The following is a 25,086-nucleotide window of genomic DNA, read 5'->3' on the forward strand; positions in this document are numbered from 1 at the left end:
GTTGCGGCTTCCGTGGCGAACACATAGTCCATAGCAGCCACAAGCCCGACTCCTCCGCCAACGGTTTTTCCTTGCACCCGACCTATAATCAATTTTTTACATCGGCGTATGGCTAAAAATACGTTTGCGAATCCGTTGAAAAATCGAGTGCCTTCGGTTTCATTATCAATGGTCAAAAGTTCGTCAAAAGAAGCTCCAGCACAAAAAGCTTTGTCACCTTCGCTTTTGACTACAATCAGACTGACATCTTTGTTTTCAGATAATAAATCAAATTCTTTAGCCAAGCGTTCTAATAACTCAAGCGGAAAAGAATTCGCATGAGGATGTCCAAATTCGATGGTTGCTACGCGATTTTCTATTTTAGTGTATAACGAACCGTTTATTCTATTAGTTCCCATAATTTTAATTTTCCCCAAAAGTAAAAAAAAATATCGAAAATAGATTATTTATCCAAAAAAAATTTTACCTTTGCGCCAAAGGGGATGTAGCTCAGTTGGCTAGAGCGTTTGGCTGGCAGCCAAAAGGTCGTGGGTTCGAGCCCCATCTTCTCCACAACAAGTGTTGAAAATCAAGAAAATGTACTAATTAAGGACTAATGCTGGGACTACTCGGTTTTAGTCTTTGTTTTTTTGTAAAATAAGCAATTAACCTGAATAGGAAAGCGAGAATATCTTAGGCTATTCTCGGATAGTAAAAATATTCAATTATAATCATGAGTAAACTGAAAAAACTATTCAAACATACGTTCGTCTATGGACTGGCTACCGTACTGCCACGTGTTTTAACTCTTCTGTTGACAAATTTTTATACACATAAACTTGAAAAACAAGATTTTGGTATTTATTCGGGGTTGTTCGTATATTTGATTTTAGGGAATGTGTTGCTTTCTTATGGGATGGAAACCGCTTTTTTCCGTTTTGTGAATAAGGAAACCGATAAAAAGAAAGTACAATCTACGGCGCTTACCTCAGTAACAGTTAGTTCTTTTCTGTTTTTAGTGGGAGCTATCCTTTTGCAAAATCATATTGCCGAGTGGTTGAATTACAAGGTAGAGTATATCCGATTGGCGATCTACATATTGGTATTGGATGCGTTGGTTGTAATTCCGTTTGCGTGGCTTCGCAATGAGGGGAAATCGGTGATTTATGCTTTGATTAAGATTGGAAATGTAGTGGTAAATTTACTACTTAATCTGTATTTTTTCTTGGTGTTAAGCAATCATATTGATAAGACAGATGAAGGGGTTGTTTTTATTTTTATGTCTAATTTCATAGCGAGTTTACTTACTTTTTTGGTGCTTCTTCCTCTTTATTTCCGAATTAAATTCAGTTTTTCTGTTGCTTTATGGAAACAAATGATGCGTTATGGCTTCCCTGTACTCATTGCGGGAATCGCTTTTGCTGTAAATGAAGGTTTTGACCGTGTTTTTTTGCGGATGCTTCTTCCCGTTGATACTGCTGATGCTACTATCGGAGTTTATTCCGCGTGTTACAAGATGGGGATGTTTATGACACTTTTTGTAACAGCGTACAAATTAGGTGTTGAACCTTTCTTTTTCAGTAACGCACAAGACAAAAATGCACCAAAGACCTACGCTTTGGTAACGGAATATTTTATTCTCTTTGGAGCTTTCATATTGTTATTTATTACTGTTTTTATAGATGTATTAAAGTATATAATTGTATCAAATTCAGAGTATTGGGAGGCTTTGTGGATAGTTCCTGTCATTTTGTTGGCAAATCTTTGTTTGGGGATTTATCACAGTCTTTCGGTGTGGTACAAGGTCACTGATAGAACCAATTTCGGAGCATATGTATCTGTTTTAGGGATGTTTATTACCGTGATTGTTAATTTCCTGTTGATTCCTTTAATAAGTTACAAAGGTTCGGCATTAGCTACCCTTGCTACCTATTTTGTTATGATGTCGGTATCTTTTTGGGTTGGACAAAAAAAATATCCAATACCCTATAATATTAAAAAAATAGGAATATATTTGGGATTTAGCATAATATCTTCATTTATAGTATTCTATGTTTTTGATAAAAACATGTATATAGGGACTGTCTTTTTATTGCTTTATGTTCTATTAGTTGTAAAACAGGAAAAACAGCTAATTAGGCATTTAAAGCGTTGATTTTGTTTTTTAGGTTAGAAAGATGTACATTTGTGACTAAAATATGTTAAAGTAAATATAGGCACCTTTTTATGGAAACACATCCGTTGCGAGCAGCTATTCATTCGGTTGAATCTTTTGGAAATATTGATGGGCCAGGCATACGCTATGTTGTTTTTTTTCAGGGGTGTATGTTGCGTTGTAAGTATTGTCACAATCCTGACACTTGGGAATTGCATAATGACGATGCAAAGATGATGACCACGGATGAATTGGTTAGCGACATTGTTAAGTATAAAACTTTCTTTCAAGCTAGTGGAGGAGGAGTGACTCTCAGTGGTGGTGAGCCTTTATTGCAGTTAGATTTTGTTTTAGAACTTTTTACAAAATTAAAGTCGTTAGGAATAAGTACTTGCGTAGATACCTGTGGTGGGTTTTATGCTAATACCCCGATTATCAATGAAAAAATTCTTAAGTTAATATCTCTTACCGATTTGTTTTTGGTGGACATCAAACATATTGATGATACACAACACCAACGTCTTACCAAACGACATAATAAAAATATTATCACTTTCATTGATTTTTTAAGCCAGAATGGAGCTAAAATGTGGGTTCGCCATGTGTTGGTACCTCAATGGACCGATGATGATGTATACTTACAAAAACTTCGCGATTATATCGACACTTTACAAGGAGTAGAGCGTGTTGAGGTTCTTCCCTACCACGATATGGCTAAATTCAAATACGATGAATTGGGAATTGATTATCCGTTGAAGGATATTGAGCGTCCGTCGAAAGAGCGCATTGAAAATGCGATTAAAATTTTAGGCGCCAGGTATGATTTGGATTAATTTTCTGCCCACAACTCATCATTCCCACATATCGGATATTTTTCTTCATAGCTAATAAACGTTTTCCTCTAAATTTATATTGAAATCCCAAACAATCTGTTAACTAAAATTTACATATATTTTTATACTAGGTTGATCAATTTTATATAGGGTTCAAGAATTTTTACGGAGGAAAAACATTTGTATTTTTTAAAAGTGCTGATTTTCAGATAAATGTAATGTTTAAAAAAATCACATTAAAATCTTTTTGTTATATTTATGTAGAAAAATAGTTAAAAAAGTTTTTTGTTAACATAAATTTCTTTATTTTTGTAGGGAAGATATTTTAATTACTTAACCCAAAACATGTACAATATGAAAAGAAAGTTTTTAGTAACATTTGTGCTAACGATGGTTTTTTGTTTCCATTGGTTGTATGCACAAAATCGTACGGTTAGTGGTGTAGTTACCGATGAATCAGGGATTCCACTTTCAGGGGTGAGCGTTTTAGTTAAAGGAACAACCCGAGGAGTGTCCACCGATTTTGATGGTAAGTACAACATTCAAGCTCAAGCAGAAGAAATCCTTATTTTCAGTTCCATGGGATTTGTTACGCAAGAGAAAAAAGCTAACGTGACCAAACTCAATGTTATGTTGAAAGAAGACGCTGAAGAGTTGGAAGAGGTTGTTGTAACGGCATTAGGTATCAAACGAAGTGAAAAAGCTCTTGGGTATGCTTTACAGGAAATTGACGGAACAAAGTTACTTGAGGCTCGTGATGCTAACGTAACAAATGCTCTTTCAGGGAAAGTATCTGGTTTGCAGATTGTTAAAGGAGCGGGAGGTATGGCTGGTTCTTCAAAAATTGTGTTGAGAGGGCAAAATTCACTCACAGGAGATAATCAGCCACTGATTGTTGTAGATGGTGTGCCAATAGACAATAAAGCCAGTGGAGCTGCCGATATTTGGGGAAATTCCGGAATGGATATGGGGAACGGACTTTCCGATATCAATCCGGAAGACATAGAAAGCCTTACTGTTTTGAAAGGAGCTTCGGCAGCAGCACTTTACGGTTCTCGTGCTGGAAATGGAGTTATTCTGATTACCACCAAATCGGGAAAGGAAAAGAAAGGACTTGGAATTACATTTTCAACGACTCTTGCCACTGAAGATATTTTTGTTAAACCAGCATTGCAAAATACTTATGCACAAGGGGTTGATAATTTATACGATCCTAAAACAGCTCGAAACTGGGGGCCAAGAATTGAAGGACAGACGGTAACTAATTGGAATAACAAGCAAGTGAAATTGGAGGCGTATGACAATATGAATAATTTCTTTCGTACAGGAATTACAGCCACACAAGCTCTTTCTTTCCAGCAACAAATAAATAAAACTTCGGTATACGGTTCTGTTAACTATATGGATAATACCAGTATGGTGCCTGAAACGGATATGAATCGTACATCAATGGCATTGCGAACTACAACTAATTTAGGAGCAAGTGATCGTTGGAAAGTAGATTTTAAGATCAATTATGTGAACACTCAGGCTCATAATCGTCCAATTCAAGGTTTGAACCAGTCAAATGTATTTAAAACCTTGACCATATTCCCTCGTACATTGGATATTCGTGAATTCAATCCACCGATAGTTAACGGACAACAAGTGTGGTATGATACGCAAACATTGCCCGACGACAACCCTTGGTGGACTCTTAAGTACAATACAAACAACGACGTGCGTAATCGTTATATCAGTTTTGGAGCGGTAACTTACGAATTTACAAATTGGTTACGAGGAGAAGTAAAAGGAGGATTGGACTACTACAACACAAAAATGTATCAACGCAAACATTCGGGAAGTTTATCAGTGCCAAAAAACGGACAATATGCAGAGGCTTCCAAAGAATTTTCTGAAAAGAACCTTAGCTTTCTGTTGATTGCTGAAAAAAGTGATTTACTGAAAGATCTTAACGGAACGTTGACCTTTGGAGGAAATCTAATGTCACAGCATATTTCAGAGATGAATGCTAAATCAGGAGATTTATTGATTCCTAACATATTCTCATTGAACAATGGTAAAGAAAAACCAACTGTAACCTCATTGATTACACAGCGAAAAATGAATTCATTATACGGTTCAGCACAAATCGGATGGAAAAATAGTTTGTATTTGGACGCAACTTTTCGTAACGATTGGTCTTCAACCATGAGTAAAGTAAATCGTTCCTATTTTTATCCATCTTTGAGTTTTTCTGGGGTGATTTCAGAATTGATAGAGTTACCTGAATGGGTAACATTTGCCAAAGTAAGAGCTTCCTATGCTGAGGTGGGGAACGATTTAGAGCCTTATATGTTGTATAACAGTTACTCAGTTGCGAAAGACTATTGGGGTGTGCCAACAATTTCAACTAATGAAATTTTGTATGACCATTCAGTGCGTAGTGAGTTAGTAAAATCATATGAAGCTGGGCTCGATTTAAGACTTTTTAATAACCGAGTGCGATTAGATGCAGCTGTATATAAGACCAATGCTATGCGTCAATTATTGCGTTTGCCGATGGATGAAACTAGTGGATATAAATTCAAGATAATCAACGCAGGAAATATTGAAAATAAAGGAGTTGAACTTTCGTTAGGAGTAGGTATTTTACAAAATCCTGAAGGATTAAATTGGGATACAACGGTAAACTTTTCTAAGAATGAAAATCAAATTATCGACCTTTACCCAGGGGTAGCTTCCTATGAATTGCTTACAGTTGATGAGATTATGGTACTTGCTGAAGTAGGTAAAGAATATGGAGCAATTTATGGCTCGGCTATCCGTAGGGTCAATGATGCGAACAGTCCTCACAACGGAAAGATGATTCTTACTGCGGAAGGATTGCCTCAGCGAGATGCTGTAGCATTACATTATCTTGGAAATCAGCAACCTGATTACTTGTTAGGTTTTAGCAATAGTTTCTCATGGAAAGGAATTAATTTAGACTTTCTTGTAGATGCTCGTGTAGGAGGAAAAATGTTCTCTATGACACGTAATTTGCTTACAGGCTATGGAATGGCAGCAGAAACAGCTGTTGATGGTAAGCGAGATTCATTTGTTGTAGAAGGTGTAATAGCCAATAGCTCAGGAGGATATGATGTAAACACAAAACAAGTAACACCTCAACGTTATTGGGGAGCATTGGCCCAAAACAACATCGGAATCACTGAAGCTAACATGTATGATGCTACATCGGTACGTTTAAGAACCCTGTCATTAGGGTATACGTTTGGTAAAAAACACTTGGAAAGCATTGGAATCCAAAATCTCAAGTGTTCCTTCACAGCGAATAATCTTTGGTTGATTCACACCAACATTCCAGGAATTGATCCAGAATCAGTTTCAGGAACAGGCACAAACGTAACAGCATTGGAGTTTGGAGCGCCACCTACAAGCCGTACGTTTACGTTTAATATTACTATCGGACTTTAAAACAATGTGTGTTATGAGAAAATATATATTAAAATTCGCTATTATATCTATAGTTGCATTTTCATCGTACGCTTGTTCGGACTTTGAGGAAATCAACAAAGATCCCAATGCAGCTGATCGCAATTCGGTACTGGTTGAAGGGTTGTTTAATGCTTCGGTCGCTGATGCACAGCTTAGCTGGTGGAATCGGGATATTCTTTTTCACCGTACTTGGCTTTGGGGAGCTCGGTACACGTATCGCCCTATTCACGGGCCACAGGTGTTGCAAGATCAAAATAATTACATGTCAGACTATTGGAATTCTGCTGCAAAATGGATTACCAATGTTAGCCAAGCCATTGAAATAGGAGAGGAACGCATCAGAACAGGAAAGGCAGATGCCAAAACCAATAATTATGTGCAAATGGCAAGAGTTTATCGAGCGTATTTGCTTTCAGAGATTACAGATATGTTTGGCCCCTATCCAGCTCGAAAAGGATTCAAAGGGGAAGTAGCTGAGTATGATAGTGTTGAAGATATTTACGCCTATATAGAAGAGGAACTAAAATTGGCAGTGAGCAAATTTGATGAAAGTACTGAGGCTTCAAATGATGCTTTTGATGCATTTTACGCAGGGAAAATTGGTGCTTGGAAAAAATATGCCAATTCGTTACGGTTGCGTTGTGCAATGCGTTTTTCAAATGTAGGTACAGTGGGTAAAACTCGTTTTGAAAACATCTTACAAGAAGTAGGAGATATTTCGGGATTCATTATCAATAATGTAGATAATGCTTCCGTTGCACAATCAAGTATTGCTGACTTAGAGGATCCTGCAGGTTCTATCTTTGCCCTTAGCTATATTGGAATGGAAATTACTTCCACATTGACTAACATTTCTTTTGGATTGGGAGGAATTTCAGTTGCAGAAATGGCACAATATCCTGGAACATCTGCCTATGGTTTGCCACAAGAAGCACTAACCAATCATTTACGTTCACCTAATGAATACTTAGGAGTTTATATGCCGGATTATTTGCCAACAAAAACAAATATTCAGTCAGCAGGATATCTGTATGATTATATTCCTAAAGAAATAGATCCTCGTATTTTAGTAAATTATCATATACCTGGGCATCATGATGGATTGGTAAATTTTTATGTACAGCGCGATTTAAATGCTGAAAAGAATAATACTAATTATCAAGAAATTGAACTTCCTGCAGATTCTGGGCAAAAATTCAGTACGAAATATACCTTTTCATCATTCACTTGCGGAGAAAATGCAGGGAAAAATGATTTGATTCTGAGAGGTTTCCGTAGGAATTTAGGTCGTTTGCCGGCTATCGGTAAGCAATATCGTGGAGGAGATTTACGGCGCGTCTATTTCGGATGTTGGGAAACCTACTTTTTATTGGCAGAGGCAGCTCACTACGGATGGGAAACAGGACGTACAGCTAAGGAGTGGTATGAATTAGGTGTAAAAGCTAGTTTTGATTACCACAAAATAGGTCGCTATGCAGATGCTTATTTGGAAAGTGAAAGTTATAATCGTATCGGAACTTCGGTAAAGTTTGACCATACAACCGAGATTACTTCAAAACAGCTGACGCGAAAAATTTACCCATCAGGAACGGAAGAAACCGTGACCTATAATTATCCGAAGGGAGTACATCCAACTAATAATGATGTACTATCTAAGATTATGACACAGAAGTATATCGCTCAGAATCCTTGGCAACCGTTCGAGGCAACCAATGATTACCGCCGAACGGGATTGCCGTTTTTTGAAAATCCGTATTTGGAAGGATTATTGCCATTTATGCCATTTTACACTGATCATTCGGCTGCAGACATTAAAAATGTGTATCGCAGAGTTCGTTATCCAATCAGTTTGAAAACAAAAAACCAAGCTGGTTATGACCGAGCTTTACAATTGTTAGGAGGAGAGGATAAACCCGAAACTCCACTGATTTGGCATAAACGATAGGTATAGCGTTTCATAAGTTGGAAATCACCCCAAGTCGAAAGACATAAGGGTGATTTCTTTTTAAATACGCATAAATATCTAAAATAGAGAAACTAATAGCTAAATCATTAATTATTAATCAAATTCATAAAAAAAGACTTTTATAGATGAGAATTTACTAATTTTTTTGTTTATATGTAAAAGAAAAATAGTACTTTTGCGTTCGGAAAATTTTAAAATATTTTACGATATGGATTGGATAGTAAATCTATTTTCAAATCACGAAAGTGTGGCATATACAGTCATTGTTTACAGTTTTGTGATAGCCTTAGGGGTAGCCTTAGGGAAGGTTCGTATTTGGGGAATTTCATTCGGAATTGCTTGTGTGCTTTTCGCAGGAATTGGAGTGGCTCATTTTGGTTTTACTGTTGATGGACACATCCAGCACTTTATCAAGGAGTTTGGTCTGATTTTGTTCGTTTACACCATTGGGTTGCAGGTTGGTCCTGGTTTTTTTGCTTCTTTTCAACAAGGAGGTTTAAAACTTAATAGTTTAGCAATACTCTCAGTTCTCACATGTGTGCTGACAGTGATAGTGTTGTTTTATGCTACTGATACTAGCATGGCTGATCTTGTGGGGATTATGTCAGGAGCAGTGACTAACACACCAGGTCTGGGAGCCGCTCAACAAGCTATTGTAGACATTTTCAGAGCAGAAGGTCAATCACAAGAGACTATCAACGGAGCATTATCCAACGTTTCTAACGGATACGCAGTGGCATATCCATTTGGAGTATTAGGTATTATTTTAGTGATGATGATTCTCAAGTCAGCCCTGAAAGTGAATTTAGATGCCGAGAAACGACTGAATCAATGGAAAGTTAATAAAAACAACTCAAGTGTTGATAAAGTAGCTGTTCGTGTCGAAAATCCAGTGTTATTTGAAAAACACGTAGCAATTATAAAAGAAACTTTAGGAATGGACTTCGTTATTTCACGCGTTTATCATACAGGTAAAATACATATGGTGGATAAGGATACCATCTTAAAGCAGGGAGATATATTACTTTTGGTGGCGAATCCAAAAGATTTTGATAAATTGTCAACTCTTATAGGAAAGAAAGAAAGTATAGCTCTGTTTGAAGGAGAGGCAAATGACATTGTTTCACGCCGAATGAATGTTACTAACAAACTGGCATATTCGAAAAAATTAGGAGAGATTAACGTACGTGAACAGTATGGCGTAACCGTAAGTCGTGTATATCGTGCGGGGATTGAATTTGTTCCTACCAAAGACACTAAATTACAATTTGGGGATGCTATCACTGTGGTTGGAGATGAAGAGCATATCAAATTGGTTGAAAAAGTATTCGGAAATTCTAAAAAACGTATGCAACATCCACACATAGCGGAGCTTTTTTTTGGTATTGTTCTTGGGGTTATTTTAGGGTCTATTCCGATTGCTATTCCAGGAATGTCGTCGCCTGTGAAGCTTGGTTTGGCAGGAGGGCCACTTATTGTTGCCATTTTAATAAGCCGTTACGGAGGTCGCTTCTCGGTTACACACTATGTGTCGCATAGTGCTAATTTGATGGTTAGAGAGATTGGAATAGTATTGTTTTTAGCCAGTGTAGGCTTAGGAGCAGGGCAAAATTTCATTAAAACCCTATCAGAAGGGGCAGGTTTGCAATGGATGTTGATGGGAGTTGCTATCACTTTGGTGCCACTTATTGTGGTAGCGTTGGTAGCTCGTTTTTACTATAAATTGAACTTTTTAGAAATCTGTGGACTACTATCTGGGTCGCAAACCGATCCTCCTGCTTTGGCATTTGCCCATGACGTAACAGGATCCGATGCTCCAGCGGTTACGTATGCTGCTGTTTATCCACTCACAACCTTTATGCGAATTATGGTAGCACAGCTACTCATAGTGATGTTTTTGTAGTTAATAAATTTTTATAAATTAGACTGTCCTAAGATGTCATTTCCAATCCCCAATAACTTTGAATGAGGGGTTCCTCCTCTTCAGGGATTTGGAATAAAAGTTTTCAAAAAGAAACATACATCTTAGGGCAGTCTCTTTTATTTCCTGAAAAAATATTACTTTTGTACCATAATTTATTTAAAATGGGTATTGTATTTCGCCAATCGTTAAAGAATATTTTAACTACTTATCTGGGTTTCGGATTTGGAGCAGTAAATACCTTATTTTTATTTGTTTACTTCCTTTCGAAAGAAGAATATGGATTGGTTAGCTATATAACTTCCACAGCTACAATACTTTCTCCACTGATTGCTTTTGGAGTACACAACACTTTCATTCGATATTATTTTTCCTATGCCGATTCTAAAGAATTATCGAAGTTCAATACAATGTTGTTCGTTTTACCACTTTTGATAATTTTTCCGTTGGGTTTGATAGGTGTTTTTACTTATGAGCATATGGTACAATGGCTTTCAGGTGAAAATGAGGTTGTGAGGGATTACGTCTTTTTGATTTTCATTACAGCCATTGCTATGGGCTATTTCGAGATTTTCTATTCGTGGGCAAGAGTACAACTCAAAACTGTCTTTGGAAATTTTTTGAAAGAGGTTTTTCATCGTATTTGCATTACTTTATTGTTGTTAGGTGTTTATTATAAAGTTTTTGATTTTCACGAATTTGTGTGGGGAGTGTTTGTTGCATATGCACTTCGTACTTTGCTCATGCTAATATCTTCCTTTTCCATAAAGCTACCCACATTTAGCTGGGGGCTTCCGAAAAATAAGCGAGAAATTTTTTATTACAGTCTGTTTATAGTTGTTTCGGGATCGGTAGCAAACCTACTGATGGATATTGATAAGTTTATGATTAATCAATATTTACCCATTTCTGAGATAGCAATTTACAACGTAGCTATATTTACAGCTACAGTTATTGCTATTCCTTATAGATCAATGTATCAGGTGGTTAGTCCTCTTGTAGCTAAGTTTATCAGCACTAATCAGACAGTTGGGTTGCATGAACTTTATAAAAAAAGTACTATTAACATTTATTTGGTAAGCATAATCGTTTTTGTCTTAATTATCGTCAACGCAAACCAATTTTACAATCTACTACCCGATAAAGAATACGCATTAGGAATTAAGGTTTTGGTTTTTATTTCATTAGTAAAACTTTCGGATTCTTTGGTAGGGGTTAACAATGCTATCTTATTCAATTCTAAATATTATAGGATAGTCCTTTATCTTGGTATATTGTTGATTATATGTACAATAGTATTAAATATGTGGCTCATTCCATTATATGGGATTGATGGAGCTGGATTATCAACCTTATGTGCTTTTTTGATTTATAATGCTCTGAAAATCAGTTTTGTTTATCGAAAATTTCACTTGTCTCCTTTTTTTAAAGAAACTCAAAGAATAACCATATTCGGAGTTGTATCAACTTTAATTTTCTACTTTTGGGATTTTTCCATTTCACCCTTATCGAATATCGTTTTAAAATCCATAATACTTCTGATTTTCAGTTGTTTTGTTTTGATAAGATACAAACTTTCAGAAGAAGCCATAATATTGATTAAGCAAATAGGCAGTATGAAAAATCGAAAGAGATGACAAAGCTATTTTTGAATTTCTCGCAGAATATTAATGACCTTATCGACCTCATCTTTGGTGTTATATACTGAAAAAGAGAATCGTAGTGAAGGCATTTTTAGTTGTTCTTCCGATAGAAAAGCCGATAAAACATGAGAGTTTTGTACGCTACCACTTTGACAGGCACTGCCTTTGGAACAGGCTACACCCTTCAAATCCAAAGTAAAAAGTAGGGTTACACCTTTGTCTGCTGAAAAAGGAAAGGCTACGTTTAAGATAGTGTACGAGCTACTTTCCATATTTCCCGAATTACCATTGAACTTCGCTTCGGGGAAATACTTACGAACCGATTCTATAAAGTGTTTTTTGATACTTTTAATATGTTCAGTAGAGGTTGTTAAGTTTTTATATGACTCATTTAAAGCGGTTTCCATAGCTACAATGTTATGTAAATTTTCTGTACCACTTCGCATTCCTTTTTCTTGCTCACCACCGAAAATTAATCCTCGTAACGGGATGCCTTTTCGGACGTAAGCAAAACCAATTCCTTTGGTTCCGTGGAATTTATGAGCCGAAGCGGTGATAAAATCTATAGGAAAAGCCTTTAAGTCTAACGGAAAATGTCCAATCGATTGTACTGTATCAGAATGAAAATAAGCGTTGTAAGTTTTGCAGAGTTCTCCCACTTTGGTAATTGGCAACATATTCCCAATCTCATTATTCACATGCATTAAACTTACTAAAACTTTTTGATTTTCAGTTCTTTGTAGTAAATATTCTAAATCGTGTAAATCTACATCTCCTACTTCGGACAACTGAACGTACAGAATGTCGATACCGTATTCTCTTTGTAAATGCTCAACGCAATGTAATACAGCGTGGTGTTCAATTTTTGAAGTAATGATGGTTTTTACCCCCAAATCACGTACTGCACTTCTGAGAATCATGTTGTTAGCTTCTGTGCCTCCAGAAGTGAAAATCAACTCAGAAGCATTTACGTTTAACCATTTAGCGATGTTTTTCCGTGCGTTTTCAATGAGTGATTTTGCTGAACGTCCCAGACTGTGGGTCGATGACGGATTTCCGTAGTGTGAAGTGAGTGTTTGTTGAATCTTTTCAACTACTTCGGGAAAAGGACGGGTTGTAGAAGCGTTGTCGAAGTAAATCATTTCGGTTGATGTTTCATTCGGAAATAGAATATTTAAAAAGAGACTGTTCCAAAATTCAAGTATTCGTTTAACTAAGGATTATTATTTAACTCAAAGTTATGTGATAAAGTAGTTAAATACAAAAAAACTGACTATAAATAGATGTTTTTTATTAGTTTGATTTATTCCTTTAATCTTAACAATAAAATTCAATTCTGCAACAGTCTCATTTTATAGATTTTTTTTTAAAAACTAAATAGAGAAATATTTGTGAAAAATTATTTTTTACGACTGTATTTCATGTTGTATGCCAACATTTTATAGTATAATTTTGCTGCTAAAAACGCCGTTGGTTTTGCCATAGGGCTATCCATAAGTTCTACAATGTCGAAAGCAACAACGTTACATTTCTTGAAAACTTTACGGAGTAATTTTAAGGTTGGATACCATTGTAATCCACCTGGTTCTGGGGTTCCAGTTGAAGGTGCTATGGCAGGGTCAAAAGCGTCCAAGTCAATTGTAATGTATACATTTCCAGATACTTTATCTAGTACATCATCAATCCATTTTTTGTTTTTAGCGATTTCGTGAGCAAAGAAAACACGCCCTTTTGGGAGGTATTTTTTTTCTTCAGCGTCCATAGAGCGGATACCCACCTGTACGAGTTTATGTTTTTCGTTTGCTTCAAATACAGCACAAGCATGGTTCGATGTAGACCCGTGAAATTCAGGGCGTAGGTCGGTGTGAGCATCTAACTGTAAAACAGTTAATTTCTCGTACTTCTCACCTACAGCACGAATCGCCCCAATAGATACTGAATGCTCTCCCCCGAAAAGCGTAAACAATTTATCGTCGTGTTTCAGCAATTCTTTAGTCTTTTGATATACGGCTTCGGTCATTGCCTCAGGTGAACTGTTTTCTGATACTTCACCTGCCAGATATACTCCTTGCAGGAAGGGCTCAGAGTCGGTTTCAATGTCATAAAGTTCCATGTTTTCGGAAGCATTCAAGAAAAGCTCAGGCCCTTTATCGGCACCTTTTCCCCACGTGGATGTTCCATCATAAGGAACGGTTACTAACATTACCTTTGAGTTTTCAAAAGTAGCATTTTCATCTGGAATTCCAGCGTATGTTCTACACATAATATATTCTTTTTTAGATGTTTATCGTTGTTATCATATTTTGAGCAACAACTCATACAATATGTTATTGTCTAATGAAAGTTGATATGTCAAAATTTTTGGCAAACTTACGTATTTTTTTTGTTTTATATTTATCTATATGATATTTTTTATATCTTTACAAATTTAATATTAGAAACATCAAGTTATGGATAAAGAAGTACTACAAAAAATATGGAGTGAATTGCCTGAAAATGAGCTTATTTCTTATTTAGGCATAGAGCCTGTTGAATTTGGGAAGGATTTTATTACTTTGAAAATGCCCGTAACTTCCAGAGTTACACAAATTGATGGTATTTTACACGGAGGAATCACCTTTGCATTAGCCGAAACCGTTGGCAGTGTGGGAGCTTACGTACTTTATCGAAAGCAAGGAGAAAGTATTCGAGGGATTGAACTAAGTGGTAATCATCTGCGGGCAGGTAAAGTAGGAGATACTATTTTTGCCAAAGCTACCTGCATTCATAATGGAGGAACTTTGCAATTATGGGATATAAAAGCCACCAATCAACATGATAAACTAATTTCTTCATTTAAATTTACTACAATAAAAATATGATTTCCTATTCAGAAATACTAAAAAAAGCTATTTTACTACAAGAATCGGAAGTTCCTTTTGTGATATTTAGACGTCCGAATGAAAAGCAAATAAATTTATACAATCAAATAGATAATCAAGTATATATATTTGAAGATTCATTCGCAAATGAAGGATTTGTCTTGGCTCCTTTTCAGAATATAACACATAAAAAAATACTTTTAAAATCCGAAGAAAAATATGTAGCAAATGTAGAGGATTTTCATTTTCAGTTTTCCGACCGAAAACTTCCCTTTGACGAAGGACAGAAGCAAAATCATATCAAATTAATCAAAAAAGCTGTCCAAACCATGCAAAACAGTGAGCTTCATAAGGTAGTTTTATCACGAAAAATAGCTGCACCTTATCATAAAAATCCTGTGGAAATATTCCAGAAAATGATAGAAAACTATCCTACGGCATTTTGCTACTTATTTTCACATCCAAAAGTGGGGGTGTGGTTGGCAGCAACACCTGAAACCTTGTTGAAATTTTCAGAAAATCAGCTGTATACCATGGCTTTAGCAGGTACACAACCTTTTAAAGAAGGAATAATTACTTGGCAACAGAAAGAACGTGAAGAACAGCAAATTGTTACGGATGACATTCTTGATAAAATAAAATTCTATACAGAAAATAAAAAAGTTAGTGAACCAAAAACAGTCAGAGCGGGAGGAGTGGTTCATTTATGTACGCACATTACAGCCGACTTACAAGCCGATAAAAACCCGTTTGATGTGGTTACTCAATTACATCCTACGCCTGCTGTTTGTGGGTTTCCGTTTGAGGCAGCACAACGGTTTATATTAGAAAATGAATCGTATGATCGCATTTTTTACACTGGTTATTGCGGAGTAGTTGAGCAGCAGAAATTTGATTTCTACGTAAATCTACGTTGTATGCAACTTGAAGAAAATCAGGCGTATATTTATGTAGGAGGAGGCGTTTTGAAAGAATCTATTCCCGATTCAGAATGGGACGAGACCCAAAATAAAGCACAGACAATGTTCAGGATTTTATAGAACTGTACGAAAAATCGAATTTTTATGATAGCTTCGTAGGTTTGATATTAGGCGTTTACGCCTTATTTTAGAAAGTAGCTATCCGAAATTCGATTTTTCGAACAAATGTGCGACCAGCTTAAGTTTATAGCTGGTCGCTTGTTGTTAAATCTTCATATTTCTGTTTTTGATTTAAATTTCAGAAAGGATCTTCACGAAATCATCAATGATATTGTTTCCTTTGTCTTGGTTGTACCATTTTTGTAGGTTTTCCTTAAACTCAGCATCCAATGCTCCATGTTTTGCCTTGTAATCTTCTACCATTTTTGTAGCCTCAGAAGGTCTGGATCCCCAGTGTGTTAATACGTTGTTTTCTAAATCCAGGACTACCGCTATTGGAATTGCTTTTCCTCCATTGGTTAAAAATAGATTCATCAACTCTTCATTATCATCCCTAAAAACGAGTTTTAGCATGATTTTAGGATTCAATTCTGAAATTTTGTTGATAACAGGAATGATTTGAGCCGCATCGCCACACCAAAATTCAGTTATTACTAACAAGGTTATTTGTTTGTCGTAGTTTTTGAAAAACGTAGCCTTTTCTTCTGGGATTACAATTGTTTTGTCCAATCGTTTGTAGCGACTTTCGTTCACTGTGCTGTGTTTTATATACTCTTCGCTCTGGTTGGCACCACTGGTTCGCTTTTCATTGACGTATTGTTGATGTAGGCTTCGATATGTCGGATACGTAATACTGTTTAGTAAACTTTGTTCGATAATTTGTTTTGTATTCATATATACTTATTTTTTTAGAGATTCGTATTTATCAAAAACCGAATGAGTTATTTTGTCAGTTAAGAACTATGCTTTTTACTTTTGTAAGTTTTATTTATAGAATAGATAAACATACCCATAACTCGTTTGTGAAATTATTGATTTTTAGTTTTACAACTTACTGATTTCTACAAAAATTGCGTAATAGCATAAATCAACACTCCTGCTAATCCACCAACAACTGTGCCATTAATTCTGATAAACTGTAAATCCTTGCCAACCTCTAATTCTAGCTTTCGACTGAGTTCTTTACCCTGCCAATTTCCTACAGTTCGGCTTATAAGTATCCCAACCTCATGGCGGTTTTTGAGTATGAATTGATATGCTGTTTTTTGTATTTGTCGGTTGATTTTTTGCTGTAATTCTACGTCGGTATGTAGCTGTAAACTAAGTTTTTGAATATATTTATAGAAGTATTGCTTTAATGTAGAGTCGGTAGTAGGTTTTGCTAAGTCGTTATTGATATAATCTTTTAGGTATTTCCACATTTGTAAAGCGTATTTATCGATAGATTTAGAGTTAATTATTTGGCTTTTAATGTTTTCTATCTTTGTTGACCATGCGGAAGATGTTTGAATATCTTTGCTAAATGCGTTTAGTTGGCTGTCAACTTCTTTACGTACGGAATGTTCAGGATCTTTGATGATTTCAGCTACGTAATTTGCCAGTCCTTCGGTTATTTTATCTGCCAAAATGTCATCAACGAATTTGGGGATAAAAAAAGCACTTTTTGAGGAGACTTTTTCTTGGACTAAGGATTTATTTTCCCAAATATAGGTCTCAATTTTTTGTAATATAAAACTCAATAATTTTTGATGCTCTTTCTCCTCCATAATATAATCTAAAGATTTGCTTATCAATGTTTTTAGCTCTATTTCATGGAGTAGTTCCTTGCTTTTTTGAGTGATAAAATCGGTAGCGTTTTCTTCATCAATCCCATTGACTAACTGTACTATTTTTTCAGATATTTCATTAGTTAATGTATTGATATTTTTTTCTTTACTTAGCCACTCGGCAAGGAAAGGAGTGATTTTCACTTCCTCAACATACGGACGTATACCTTCGGGCTTCAAAAAATTGTCTACTACAAATCCACCCAAGTTGTCACCTATGCTTTTTTTGCGATTTTCAATCAAATTTGTATGCGGGATAGGCAAACCTAATGGTTTGTGAAAAAGTGCTGTAACAGCAAACCAATCAGCCAATGCTCCCACCATCGCAGCTTCGGAAAAGGCTTTTATATATCCGATCAGGGAGGTCTCGGGATATCTTTTCTGTAGGAAGACCATCGTTACATAAAGTACTACCATTATCAAAAATAAGGTAGTTGCCATTCTTTTATGATACCGTAATTTACGTTCTTTATCTTTCATATTTTTTTGAATAGTAATTGGTAAATAATGGCTATTAGCTATAAAATTAAAATAGCGATATCTCTAATTTAAATTTACAGTTATTCTTCGGGTTCGTGTAATTTTCCAACTGATTTTCCGACAATCATTGTTACACAGGCATCACCCGTTACATTGGCAACGGTTCTGAGCATATCCAAAGGGCGATCAACAGCTAAAATCAATGCTAAACCACTTTCTGGGATACCAGCCTGTTCTAAAATGATCACCAACATTGCAATACTGGCTCCTGGCACTCCCGCAGTTCCAATACTCGCCAAAGTGGCAGTGGCAACAATCCCTAACTGAGCCGAGAAACTCAAATCCATTCCAAAAGCCTGAGCGATGAATAATGCCGCAATACCTAAATAAAGACTTGTTCCGTCCATATTCACAGTTGCTCCTAACGGAATAACAAAACTTGCGACCTCTTCATCAACTCCTAATTTCTTTTCAACAGTTTCCATTGTCAGGGGTAATGTAGCGGAACTTGAACTTGTCGAAAATGCTAATAGTTGTACTGGAGCTAAATTTTTAAAGAAAAATTTTGGCGTTTTTTTTGTGAAAGTCCATACCAAAAGGCCGTACACACCCATCATAATGGTCAATCCGATTACTACAGCCAAGGCATAAACTAAGAGAGCGGAAAGCATTTCCGCATTTGGCACCTCTACAATAAGGGACGCAATCAAAGCAAACACCCCGAAAGGAGCTACTTTCATTATTAAATCTATGATTTTGAGTATGATGTCATTCAAGCTGTCGAAAAAAGCCTTGACAGGTTTGGTCTTCTCTTCCGGAATCATTATCATGGCAAATCCAAAAAGCATAGCACAGAAAATGATTTGCAACATGTTGCTATTGTTGGTCGCTGATAGAAAAAGATTGTCAGGTATTAGGTTCTCAATAGGATCCAAGGGACGGGCTTCGCGTTGTTTGTTGTGTGCGACTTCAATACTTGTATTCGCCTGAGTTTGGTACTCTCTTGTGAGTTCAGTGCGAGTTTCTTCAGTTAGCATATCTCCAGGCTTGATGATATTTGCAACCATCAACCCGATGGAAACCGCTAAAACAGTGGTTGATAGGTATAAAATAATAGTTCTCATCCCTATAGAGGAAATTTTTGAAATGTCTTTCAAATCAGCAATACCTTTGATCAGAGAAGCTAATATTAATGGTAAAGCTATAATTTTCAATGATTTGATAAACATATTCCCGAAAGGTTTTACAAAATCTAAAACGGCATCTTTTCCCCATGAAAATTGCAACATGAGTAGCCCGAGTAATCCTCCTGCAACCATTCCGATGAAAATTTGCCAATGTAACGCGAGTTTCTTTTTATCTTTCATATACGTATGTTGTTGAAAATAAAGTGATTTGATGTTGTTTTCATTGATATACAAATAAGGCTAAGAAAACCTCAATATATAACAAATATTAATAATCGTGCAAGATATGAATTTTTTACAAAACTCAAGTGATTCTGATGAAAAATATAAAATTATTTTCTGTTGTGAGGCAACTTGATTTATCAAAGTAATTTACAAATTTGAAATCTATGTCAGGTAATATAATTTTAACATAAAAAAGAGACTGTCTGGCTATCAGACAGCCTCTTTTTCGCTTAATTTAAAACTTGTAACATTATTTTAAACTTTCACCTGAAACTTTGGACCAACCTGGGTTTTGGTAAACCACAGAAGTTTCTAAATTTCCTTCCGTTAAAGAAGTTAATCGAAAAGCATCCATAGGTAAAGGATTCAAGTAATGAGCATCATTCCATTTGTATCCCTCGAAATATAAGTTATTTACCTTGTTTCTTTGATACGGACGCAAATATACGCTACTAGATTCAGAGTTCACATTTCCACTGTCTGTATCACTAACCACTAAAGCAGATGTTCCATCTTTTTTCTTATACCATTCCTTCATTGGTCCCCATATTTTGAATCCTTCAACGATGTATGGAGTTGCTTTTAGTTGATCCATCGCTCTCCAACGTTTTAAATCCATCCAACGAAGTCCTTCTGCTATAAACTCATTTCTACGTTCTCTACGGATGTTGTAAAGTGTTTTATCTACAAGATTTCCAGCTGAATGAGCTCCAAAATCACCTAATTTCTCTTTTTCCATATCTGTAGCTGCTATGGTTTTATTAAAGTCAGTATCTACATTTGCTCTTTCCCTAAGAGCTTTCCAGTATTTTTGAGAAAATCCATCTAATGAACCATCTAGCTCATAGTTAGCTTCCATGTAGTTAAGAAGAGCCTCTGCTCCGCGGAAAACCAGAGAACCTGTAACACCTACATGGTGCGTTATTGCATCTCTTTCGATATAGTTCATACCTTTTTTTACACGATAACCAGTAGAAGCTCTGGTTTCAGCAGGATTAAGTATTTCTGGAAGTTTAGCCTCAACAGCTTTTCCTTCGTGGTAATACACAACATCTTTATCTATTTTCATAAAAAGACCTAATCGGTCGTCACGATCTTTGATAACATCTTTTAAATAATCGTCTCCTGCATACTCTGAACCAGCAGCGTAGATAGGAAGCCCGTTTTTCATTAAGAAAGATTCTACCAAACCTTTAGTGTATCCAGAACCTCCACCATTTCGAGCAAGTTCCATTTGAATGTTGTGACGTATTCCTTCTCCTTCCGAGTATTTTCTCCAAAATATAACTTCATTGTAAGCCTCCATATTGCTGTCTGCAAACATCATGTAATAGTCATTTTTAGATGCCAAATCCTTATCTCGAGCTACTCTTTCTCCTGAATTTTTGGTTAAGTTGTTAACCATTTTTTCTGCTACAACCTGAGCTGCATCTTTTGCTTGTTTCAAAAAGAATTTGATTTCACTATCTATGTCTATAGAGAATCCTTTTAAATAATCAGCAGAAGCTCCTGGCCAACCATTTCCCCCTGGTACCTGAGCTGTTCCCTTATGATACTTCAACCAAGTTCCTTCGTACAAGGCAACCCGTGATTTAAGTAAATAAGCGGCGTTAATGTTCAAACGATTTTTTCCGTTAGGGGTGCTTTCTCCAAGAAAAGAAATTGCTTTGTCTAAATCTGAAAGAATAAAACGAGCTACTTCATTACGAGGTCTTCTTTTACTTTTTTCTATAAGGACATCTTTTTTATCAGGAAGAACTTCTGTAATGATAGGAAAATCTCCAAAGGACTGTAATTTAGAGAAATAAATGTTTGCACGTAGTACATACATCTCACCAATATATTGCTTAATATTAGCTTGGTTCCCTTGAATTTTTCCTGCTTCGTACTTAGGTAATACGTTTTCAAAGAAATAATTACATTGGCGTATTGTGCCAAAATCCCAACCTCCGCCAGAGGAACCTACTCGCCATTCACCAGGAAGCCATCGAGTACTTCCTTCAGAAGCAGCTTGGTTATCTGTAGCATTATCTGATTTGAAAACTGAAAGTCCATACTGACCGGGGCTAATTGTAGAAAAATCGGCTTCTGGATATAACTTAATAGAGTAAGACGCTAAATCAGCTTCATTATTGAAATACACTTCGGGAGTGATTTTATCCAAAGGTTCTCTGTCTAAAAAATCATTACAAGAAGCTATTAACAAAGCTCCTGAAACTATCGTAATATGTTTGAAATATTTTTTCATCATTATCAAAATTATAAGGTTAAACTTAAACCAAGTGACCAGGTTTTGGAAAGCGGATAAGTTTTCATTCCCTCTCCTCCATAACCAATTCCAAGCATTTCAGGATCGTATAATTTACTCAATTTAGTAAAAGTCATAATATTTTCTCCTGACACATAAATTCTTAGGTTTGAAATTCCAGTGTTGGAAAGATACTCTTGAGGAATAGTATAACCAAACTGCAAGTTTTTAACTCGTAAATAAGCTGCGTTTTGCAAGTATCTAGTTTGTGTGTGTTTATTTCTATTTGAGCCCCAATCAGCACGTGGGTAGTAAGAATCCATATTCAAACCGAACGGATGACTTGCATCGTCACGGAAGTAATCCAAATGCTCTTCGAATACAACAGTTTGCCATTTACCTCCATTAGCTCCCCAGAAGTAAGAACCTCCCGCAGAGAAATCTCTTTTTCCTACACCTTGCAAGAATAGTTTGACATCGAAGCCTTTGTAAGAAGCATCTAAGTTGACACCGAAATTATATCGAGGAGAACTATTACCGATGATTCTTCGGTCGCCAGAGTTTTTAACAGTATTTTCTCCTCCTGAAATTTTTCCGTCACCATCTAAATCAGCATACATAATATCTCCAGCACTCCAATTGCTACCCAATTGATTTTGTTTTACTTTTTCTAAATGAGCATCCATTTCTGCTTGGCTTTTTGCAATACCGATGGTGGTATAACCCCAAATATCACCTACAATTTCTCCTTCATACCAATTGTTTAAAGCGAAAGAAGGATTTGGATATTTCAACACTTTTTGACGTGAATCAGACAATAAAACACCTACTCCATAATTGAAATCTTCGCCAATTTTATCTCTCCAACTTAGGCTCAATTCGAAACCTGAAGATAGCATATCCGCGTTATTTGTTCGAGGAACAGCAGTCCCTAAGGTTTGAGGAAGTTCAGGTGCAGGCCCTACCATATTAAGAGTTTCTCTGTTGAAATAGTCAAATGAGAAGTTGAATCTGTTATTAAAAGCAGTCACATCCAAACCAATGTTCCAAGAACGAACGGTTTCCCAAGTTAAGTCTGTACTAATTAATCCGGGCATCGATGATGTTGTAGGTCTTTTGTCTCCTAAAATCCAAGCTCCTGCATTAGGGTGATATCCCATTGCTGAATAGAAAGGATACCAGTTTTGTGTATTTTGGTTCCCTAATTCTCCCCAAGAACCTCTAAGTTTTAATGTACTTACTTTTTCTTGTAATGGTTCCCAGAAACTTTCTTGAGCAATATTCCATCCTACAGATACTGATGGGAAGAAGTTCCAACGTTGATCTCTCAAGAATCGGCTTGTTCCGTCGTATCTTCCATTTACTTCCAACAAGTATCTTCCTTTGTAGTCGTAATTTATACGACCGAAGAATCCAGTAGTTGACCAATGTCCATACCCTCCATTGGTTACCTTATCACTAGAAGCACTTGTATTTAAAGTAGGGTTGAGAGGAGTAATTATATTTTGTTTTTCAGCTCCCAAATTTCTGTCTTTAAGAATTTCTGACTGAAAACCTACCATAAATTTAAAATTATGCCCATTATCCAAATCAAGGTGGTAGTTACTATAGATATTTGGGTTAAAAAAGTTATGCTTATAGGCATATTCTTTTACTGAAGACGTTTGATTATGGATAGGATATTGAATCCCATCTGCATCATGAGCATATGCTGTCAAGTAATCAGTGTGTGCAAATTCACTATGAGTTCTGTAATTGAATTCAACTTTTAAATCCCAATTGTCTAATATTTTATAAGAAGCGTTTAACTGTGTGTATAACCAATCTTTTTGAGATTTTTGACGTCCACCATCTTGTAGGTACGCTACTTTACTTTCACGTGCATAAAACCCATTAGGATCTTTTAAAGGAATGATAGGCCAATAGCGGATAATATCATGAAAGAATACACCGTTATTACTTAAATAAGAAGGAGCTTCATAATCCTGACGTACAAATCGGGTGCTATATCCTAGTTTCAATTTATCGTTAATTTGCGCATTAATTTTCCCTGTTAGTGTATAACGATCGAACGTTTCTGGAGCATAGCGGAAAAGACCATCTCTGTTGAGAAAATTAGCTGATAGGTAGTATTGTACTTTTTCTGATCCTCCATTTACACTTAGGTTATGCTCCGTTGAGAAGGAAGCTCTTTTGTAATGCTCGTCAATCCAGTTAGTATTTGCAACGGGTAACAAGTCATGTACATCCCAAGTTTCCCATTTGTTAGAGCTGTTTCGGAACATATATTCCGTTCTTTTACCTTCTTGAAAATCCTTGATCTGTTGTAGTTTTTCTTCTCTAAATTGTGTACCCCCTACATCGGCATCGTTGAAATATAATGCCCAAGTGTAAGAATCTACCATTTTAGGACGAATAATGGGAGAATCCGCTCTAAGACTAGAACTGTAATTAACAGAAACCTTTCCTGCTTTTCCTTTTTTGGTAGTGATTAGTATAACTCCGAAAGGAGCTCTTGAACCGTAAATTGACGCTGCTGCTGCATCTTTTAGGATGGAGATATTTTCAATATCGTTAGGATTCAAAGCATTCATGTTTCCTTCCATCCCGTCTATTAAAACTAAGGGTCCGGATGTAGAGCCCGTACCTATTGTACCAGCTCCCCTGATGTTTATTCCCTTAGTGGTATTTAATTGCCCTCCTGAGTTTGATGTAGAAATGTTTAATCCAGGAGCTACGCCTTGTAAGGCTTCTGTAACTGTAGTTACAGGGCGAGATTCTAATGTTTTAGCATCCACAGAAGTAACCGCACCTGTCAGATTTACTTTTTTCTGAGTCCCAAATCCAACAACCACAACTTCTTCAAGTTGTTCAGTTTCTTCTTTTAGTAAAACATTGATTATTAGTGATTTACCCCCCCCTGTCACGGTTTTTTCTTGAGAGGTGAAGCCCAAAGAGCTAAAAACCAAAACATCACCTGGATTAGCCTTGATTTCATAGTTTCCATCAAAATCAGTAGAAACCCCACGCGAGGTGTTTTTGATAGAAATACTTACTCCTGCTAACGGAATTTTGCTTTCATCAGTAACAACTCCTTTTACTGATACTGTCTGTGCTAATAGCGGACTGAAGCACCATCCTAACACAAACATAAACAAGGTTAAAATTTTTACTTTCATAAATTTATGTGTTTGTTAATAATGGCACAAAGATATGTATATATTTACTAAAAGCAAAGAAAAGGTTGTTTTTTTTTAACATATTATTAAATAAAAAAATGTTTGTTTTTAAAGTATTCAGAAGTAAAGAGTTAACTTTTTCTGTTAGAATAAAAATAAAACGATTTTAAATTTTGAAAATATCAT

At 36.0% G+C, this 25,086-nt stretch carries 16 protein-coding genes and 1 tRNA gene; 9 read left to right on the top strand and 8 right to left on the bottom strand.

Translation table 11 applies throughout. The features are described from left to right. The coding region (locus CCAND38_RS00005) for an enoyl-CoA hydratase/isomerase family protein (protein ID WP_042342834.1) at window positions 1-398 on the bottom strand (398 nt) is incomplete at its 3' end. 80 nt (window positions 399-478) lie between these two features. On the opposite strand from CCAND38_RS00005, the gene CCAND38_RS00010 reads away from it, so the two are divergent. The 7 genes from CCAND38_RS00010 to CCAND38_RS00040 all read left to right on the top strand — a co-directional run bounded on the left by CCAND38_RS00010 (window position 479) and on the right by CCAND38_RS00040 (window position 11,968). Next, window positions 479-552, top strand: a tRNA-Ala gene (locus tag CCAND38_RS00010). Between the two features lie 160 nt (window positions 553-712). Further along, a complete protein-coding gene (locus tag CCAND38_RS00015) occupies window positions 713-2,134 on the top strand; it encodes a lipopolysaccharide biosynthesis protein (protein WP_042342836.1) in 1,422 nt (473 codons plus the stop codon). 71 nt (window positions 2,135-2,205) lie between these two features. Next, window positions 2,206-2,967, top strand: coding sequence for a pyruvate formate-lyase-activating protein (gene pflA, locus CCAND38_RS00020; RefSeq protein ID WP_042342838.1), 762 nt, complete (start codon window positions 2,206-2,208; stop codon window positions 2,965-2,967). A 354-nt stretch (window positions 2,968-3,321) separates the two neighbouring features. Further along, window positions 3,322-6,423, top strand: a complete 3,102-nt coding sequence (locus tag CCAND38_RS00025; RefSeq protein WP_042342998.1) for a SusC/RagA family TonB-linked outer membrane protein — start codon at window positions 3,322-3,324, stop codon at window positions 6,421-6,423. Window positions 6,424-6,436: 13 nt separating this feature from the next. Next, the gene (locus CCAND38_RS00030) at window positions 6,437-8,389 is read left to right on the top strand and encodes a SusD/RagB family nutrient-binding outer membrane lipoprotein (RefSeq protein WP_172914866.1); all 1,953 of its coding nucleotides are present in this window, start codon (window positions 6,437-6,439) and stop codon (window positions 8,387-8,389) included. Between the two features lie 229 nt (window positions 8,390-8,618). Next, window positions 8,619-10,313 (top strand): putative transporter, encoded by a 1,695-nt coding sequence (locus CCAND38_RS00035; protein WP_042342843.1) that lies wholly within the window; start codon window positions 8,619-8,621, stop codon window positions 10,311-10,313. A gap of 182 nt (window positions 10,314-10,495) precedes the next feature. Then, complete coding sequence (locus CCAND38_RS00040; protein ID WP_042343000.1) at window positions 10,496-11,968, top strand: lipopolysaccharide biosynthesis protein; 1,473 nt, start codon at window positions 10,496-10,498, stop codon at window positions 11,966-11,968. A gap of 5 nt (window positions 11,969-11,973) precedes the next feature. On the opposite strand, the gene CCAND38_RS00045 is transcribed toward CCAND38_RS00040, so the two are convergent. Both CCAND38_RS00045 and speB read right to left on the bottom strand, forming a co-directional pair. Next, window positions 11,974-13,116, bottom strand: coding sequence for a cysteine desulfurase family protein (locus CCAND38_RS00045; protein WP_042342844.1), 1,143 nt, complete (start codon window positions 13,114-13,116; stop codon window positions 11,974-11,976). Window positions 13,117-13,373: 257 nt separating this feature from the next. Next, the gene (speB, locus tag CCAND38_RS00050) at window positions 13,374-14,237 is read right to left on the bottom strand and encodes an agmatinase (RefSeq protein WP_042008689.1); all 864 of its coding nucleotides are present in this window, start codon (window positions 14,235-14,237) and stop codon (window positions 13,374-13,376) included. 187 nt (window positions 14,238-14,424) lie between these two features. Between speB and CCAND38_RS00055 the strand changes: the two genes are divergently transcribed. Together CCAND38_RS00055 and CCAND38_RS00060 are read left to right on the top strand one after the other, a co-directional pair. Beyond that, a complete protein-coding gene (locus CCAND38_RS00055; protein ID WP_042342847.1) occupies window positions 14,425-14,835 on the top strand; it encodes a PaaI family thioesterase in 411 nt (136 codons plus the stop codon). Then, window positions 14,832-15,875 (top strand): isochorismate synthase, encoded by a 1,044-nt coding sequence (locus CCAND38_RS00060; RefSeq protein ID WP_042342849.1) that lies wholly within the window; start codon window positions 14,832-14,834, stop codon window positions 15,873-15,875. Before CCAND38_RS00055 ends, CCAND38_RS00060 begins: the two co-directional genes overlap by 4 nt. A gap of 171 nt (window positions 15,876-16,046) precedes the next feature. Here CCAND38_RS00060 and CCAND38_RS00065 read toward each other — a convergent pair whose 3' ends face one another. The 5 genes from CCAND38_RS00065 to CCAND38_RS00085 form a co-directional block, all read right to left on the bottom strand. Then, on the bottom strand, window positions 16,047-16,649 hold the full coding sequence (locus CCAND38_RS00065) for a thioredoxin family protein (protein WP_042008694.1): 603 nt from the start codon (window positions 16,647-16,649) through the stop codon (window positions 16,047-16,049). A gap of 167 nt (window positions 16,650-16,816) precedes the next feature. After that, window positions 16,817-18,061, bottom strand: a complete 1,245-nt coding sequence (locus CCAND38_RS00070; RefSeq protein ID WP_042342851.1) for a DUF445 domain-containing protein — start codon at window positions 18,059-18,061, stop codon at window positions 16,817-16,819. 80 nt (window positions 18,062-18,141) lie between these two features. Then, window positions 18,142-19,428 (bottom strand): dicarboxylate/amino acid:cation symporter, encoded by a 1,287-nt coding sequence (locus CCAND38_RS00075; protein WP_042008698.1) that lies wholly within the window; start codon window positions 19,426-19,428, stop codon window positions 18,142-18,144. 295 nt (window positions 19,429-19,723) lie between these two features. Further along, on the bottom strand, window positions 19,724-21,721 hold the full coding sequence (locus CCAND38_RS00080; RefSeq protein ID WP_042343002.1) for a RagB/SusD family nutrient uptake outer membrane protein: 1,998 nt from the start codon (window positions 21,719-21,721) through the stop codon (window positions 19,724-19,726). An 11-nt stretch (window positions 21,722-21,732) separates the two neighbouring features. Next, window positions 21,733-24,900 (bottom strand): SusC/RagA family TonB-linked outer membrane protein, encoded by a 3,168-nt coding sequence (locus CCAND38_RS00085; protein ID WP_042342853.1) that lies wholly within the window; start codon window positions 24,898-24,900, stop codon window positions 21,733-21,735. Window positions 24,901-25,086 lie beyond the last annotated feature (186 nt).

The sequence above is a fragment of the Capnocytophaga canis genome (assembly GCF_000827555.1).
In the GTDB taxonomy this organism is placed as follows: domain Bacteria; phylum Bacteroidota; class Bacteroidia; order Flavobacteriales; family Flavobacteriaceae; genus Capnocytophaga; species Capnocytophaga canis.

What these genes read in the sequence shown, in the direction of transcription:
- CCAND38_RS00015 (WP_042342836.1), top strand. Translation starts at nt 713, where the DNA reads ATGAGTAAACTGAAAAAACTATTCAAACATACGTTCGTCTATGGACTG.
- pflA (WP_042342838.1), top strand. Translation starts at nt 2,206, where the DNA reads ATGGAAACACATCCGTTGCGAGCAGCTATTCATTCGGTTGAATCTTTT.
- CCAND38_RS00025 (WP_042342998.1), top strand. Translation starts at nt 3,322, where the DNA reads ATGAAAAGAAAGTTTTTAGTAACATTTGTGCTAACGATGGTTTTTTGT.
- CCAND38_RS00030 (WP_172914866.1), top strand. Translation starts at nt 6,437, where the DNA reads ATGAGAAAATATATATTAAAATTCGCTATTATATCTATAGTTGCATTT.
- CCAND38_RS00035 (WP_042342843.1), top strand. Translation starts at nt 8,619, where the DNA reads ATGGATTGGATAGTAAATCTATTTTCAAATCACGAAAGTGTGGCATAT.
- CCAND38_RS00040 (WP_042343000.1), top strand. Translation starts at nt 10,496, where the DNA reads ATGGGTATTGTATTTCGCCAATCGTTAAAGAATATTTTAACTACTTAT.
- CCAND38_RS00045 (WP_042342844.1), bottom strand. Translation starts at nt 13,116, where the DNA reads ATGATTTACTTCGACAACGCTTCTACAACCCGTCCTTTTCCCGAAGTA.
- speB (WP_042008689.1), bottom strand. Translation starts at nt 14,237, where the DNA reads ATGTGTAGAACATACGCTGGAATTCCAGATGAAAATGCTACTTTTGAA.
- CCAND38_RS00055 (WP_042342847.1), top strand. Translation starts at nt 14,425, where the DNA reads ATGGATAAAGAAGTACTACAAAAAATATGGAGTGAATTGCCTGAAAAT.
- CCAND38_RS00060 (WP_042342849.1), top strand. Translation starts at nt 14,832, where the DNA reads ATGATTTCCTATTCAGAAATACTAAAAAAAGCTATTTTACTACAAGAA.
- CCAND38_RS00065 (WP_042008694.1), bottom strand. Translation starts at nt 16,649, where the DNA reads ATGAATACAAAACAAATTATCGAACAAAGTTTACTAAACAGTATTACG.
- CCAND38_RS00070 (WP_042342851.1), bottom strand. Translation starts at nt 18,061, where the DNA reads ATGAAAGATAAAGAACGTAAATTACGGTATCATAAAAGAATGGCAACT.
- CCAND38_RS00075 (WP_042008698.1), bottom strand. Translation starts at nt 19,428, where the DNA reads ATGAAAGATAAAAAGAAACTCGCGTTACATTGGCAAATTTTCATCGGA.
- CCAND38_RS00080 (WP_042343002.1), bottom strand. Translation starts at nt 21,721, where the DNA reads ATGAAAAAATATTTCAAACATATTACGATAGTTTCAGGAGCTTTGTTA.
- CCAND38_RS00085 (WP_042342853.1), bottom strand. Translation starts at nt 24,900, where the DNA reads ATGAAAGTAAAAATTTTAACCTTGTTTATGTTTGTGTTAGGATGGTGC.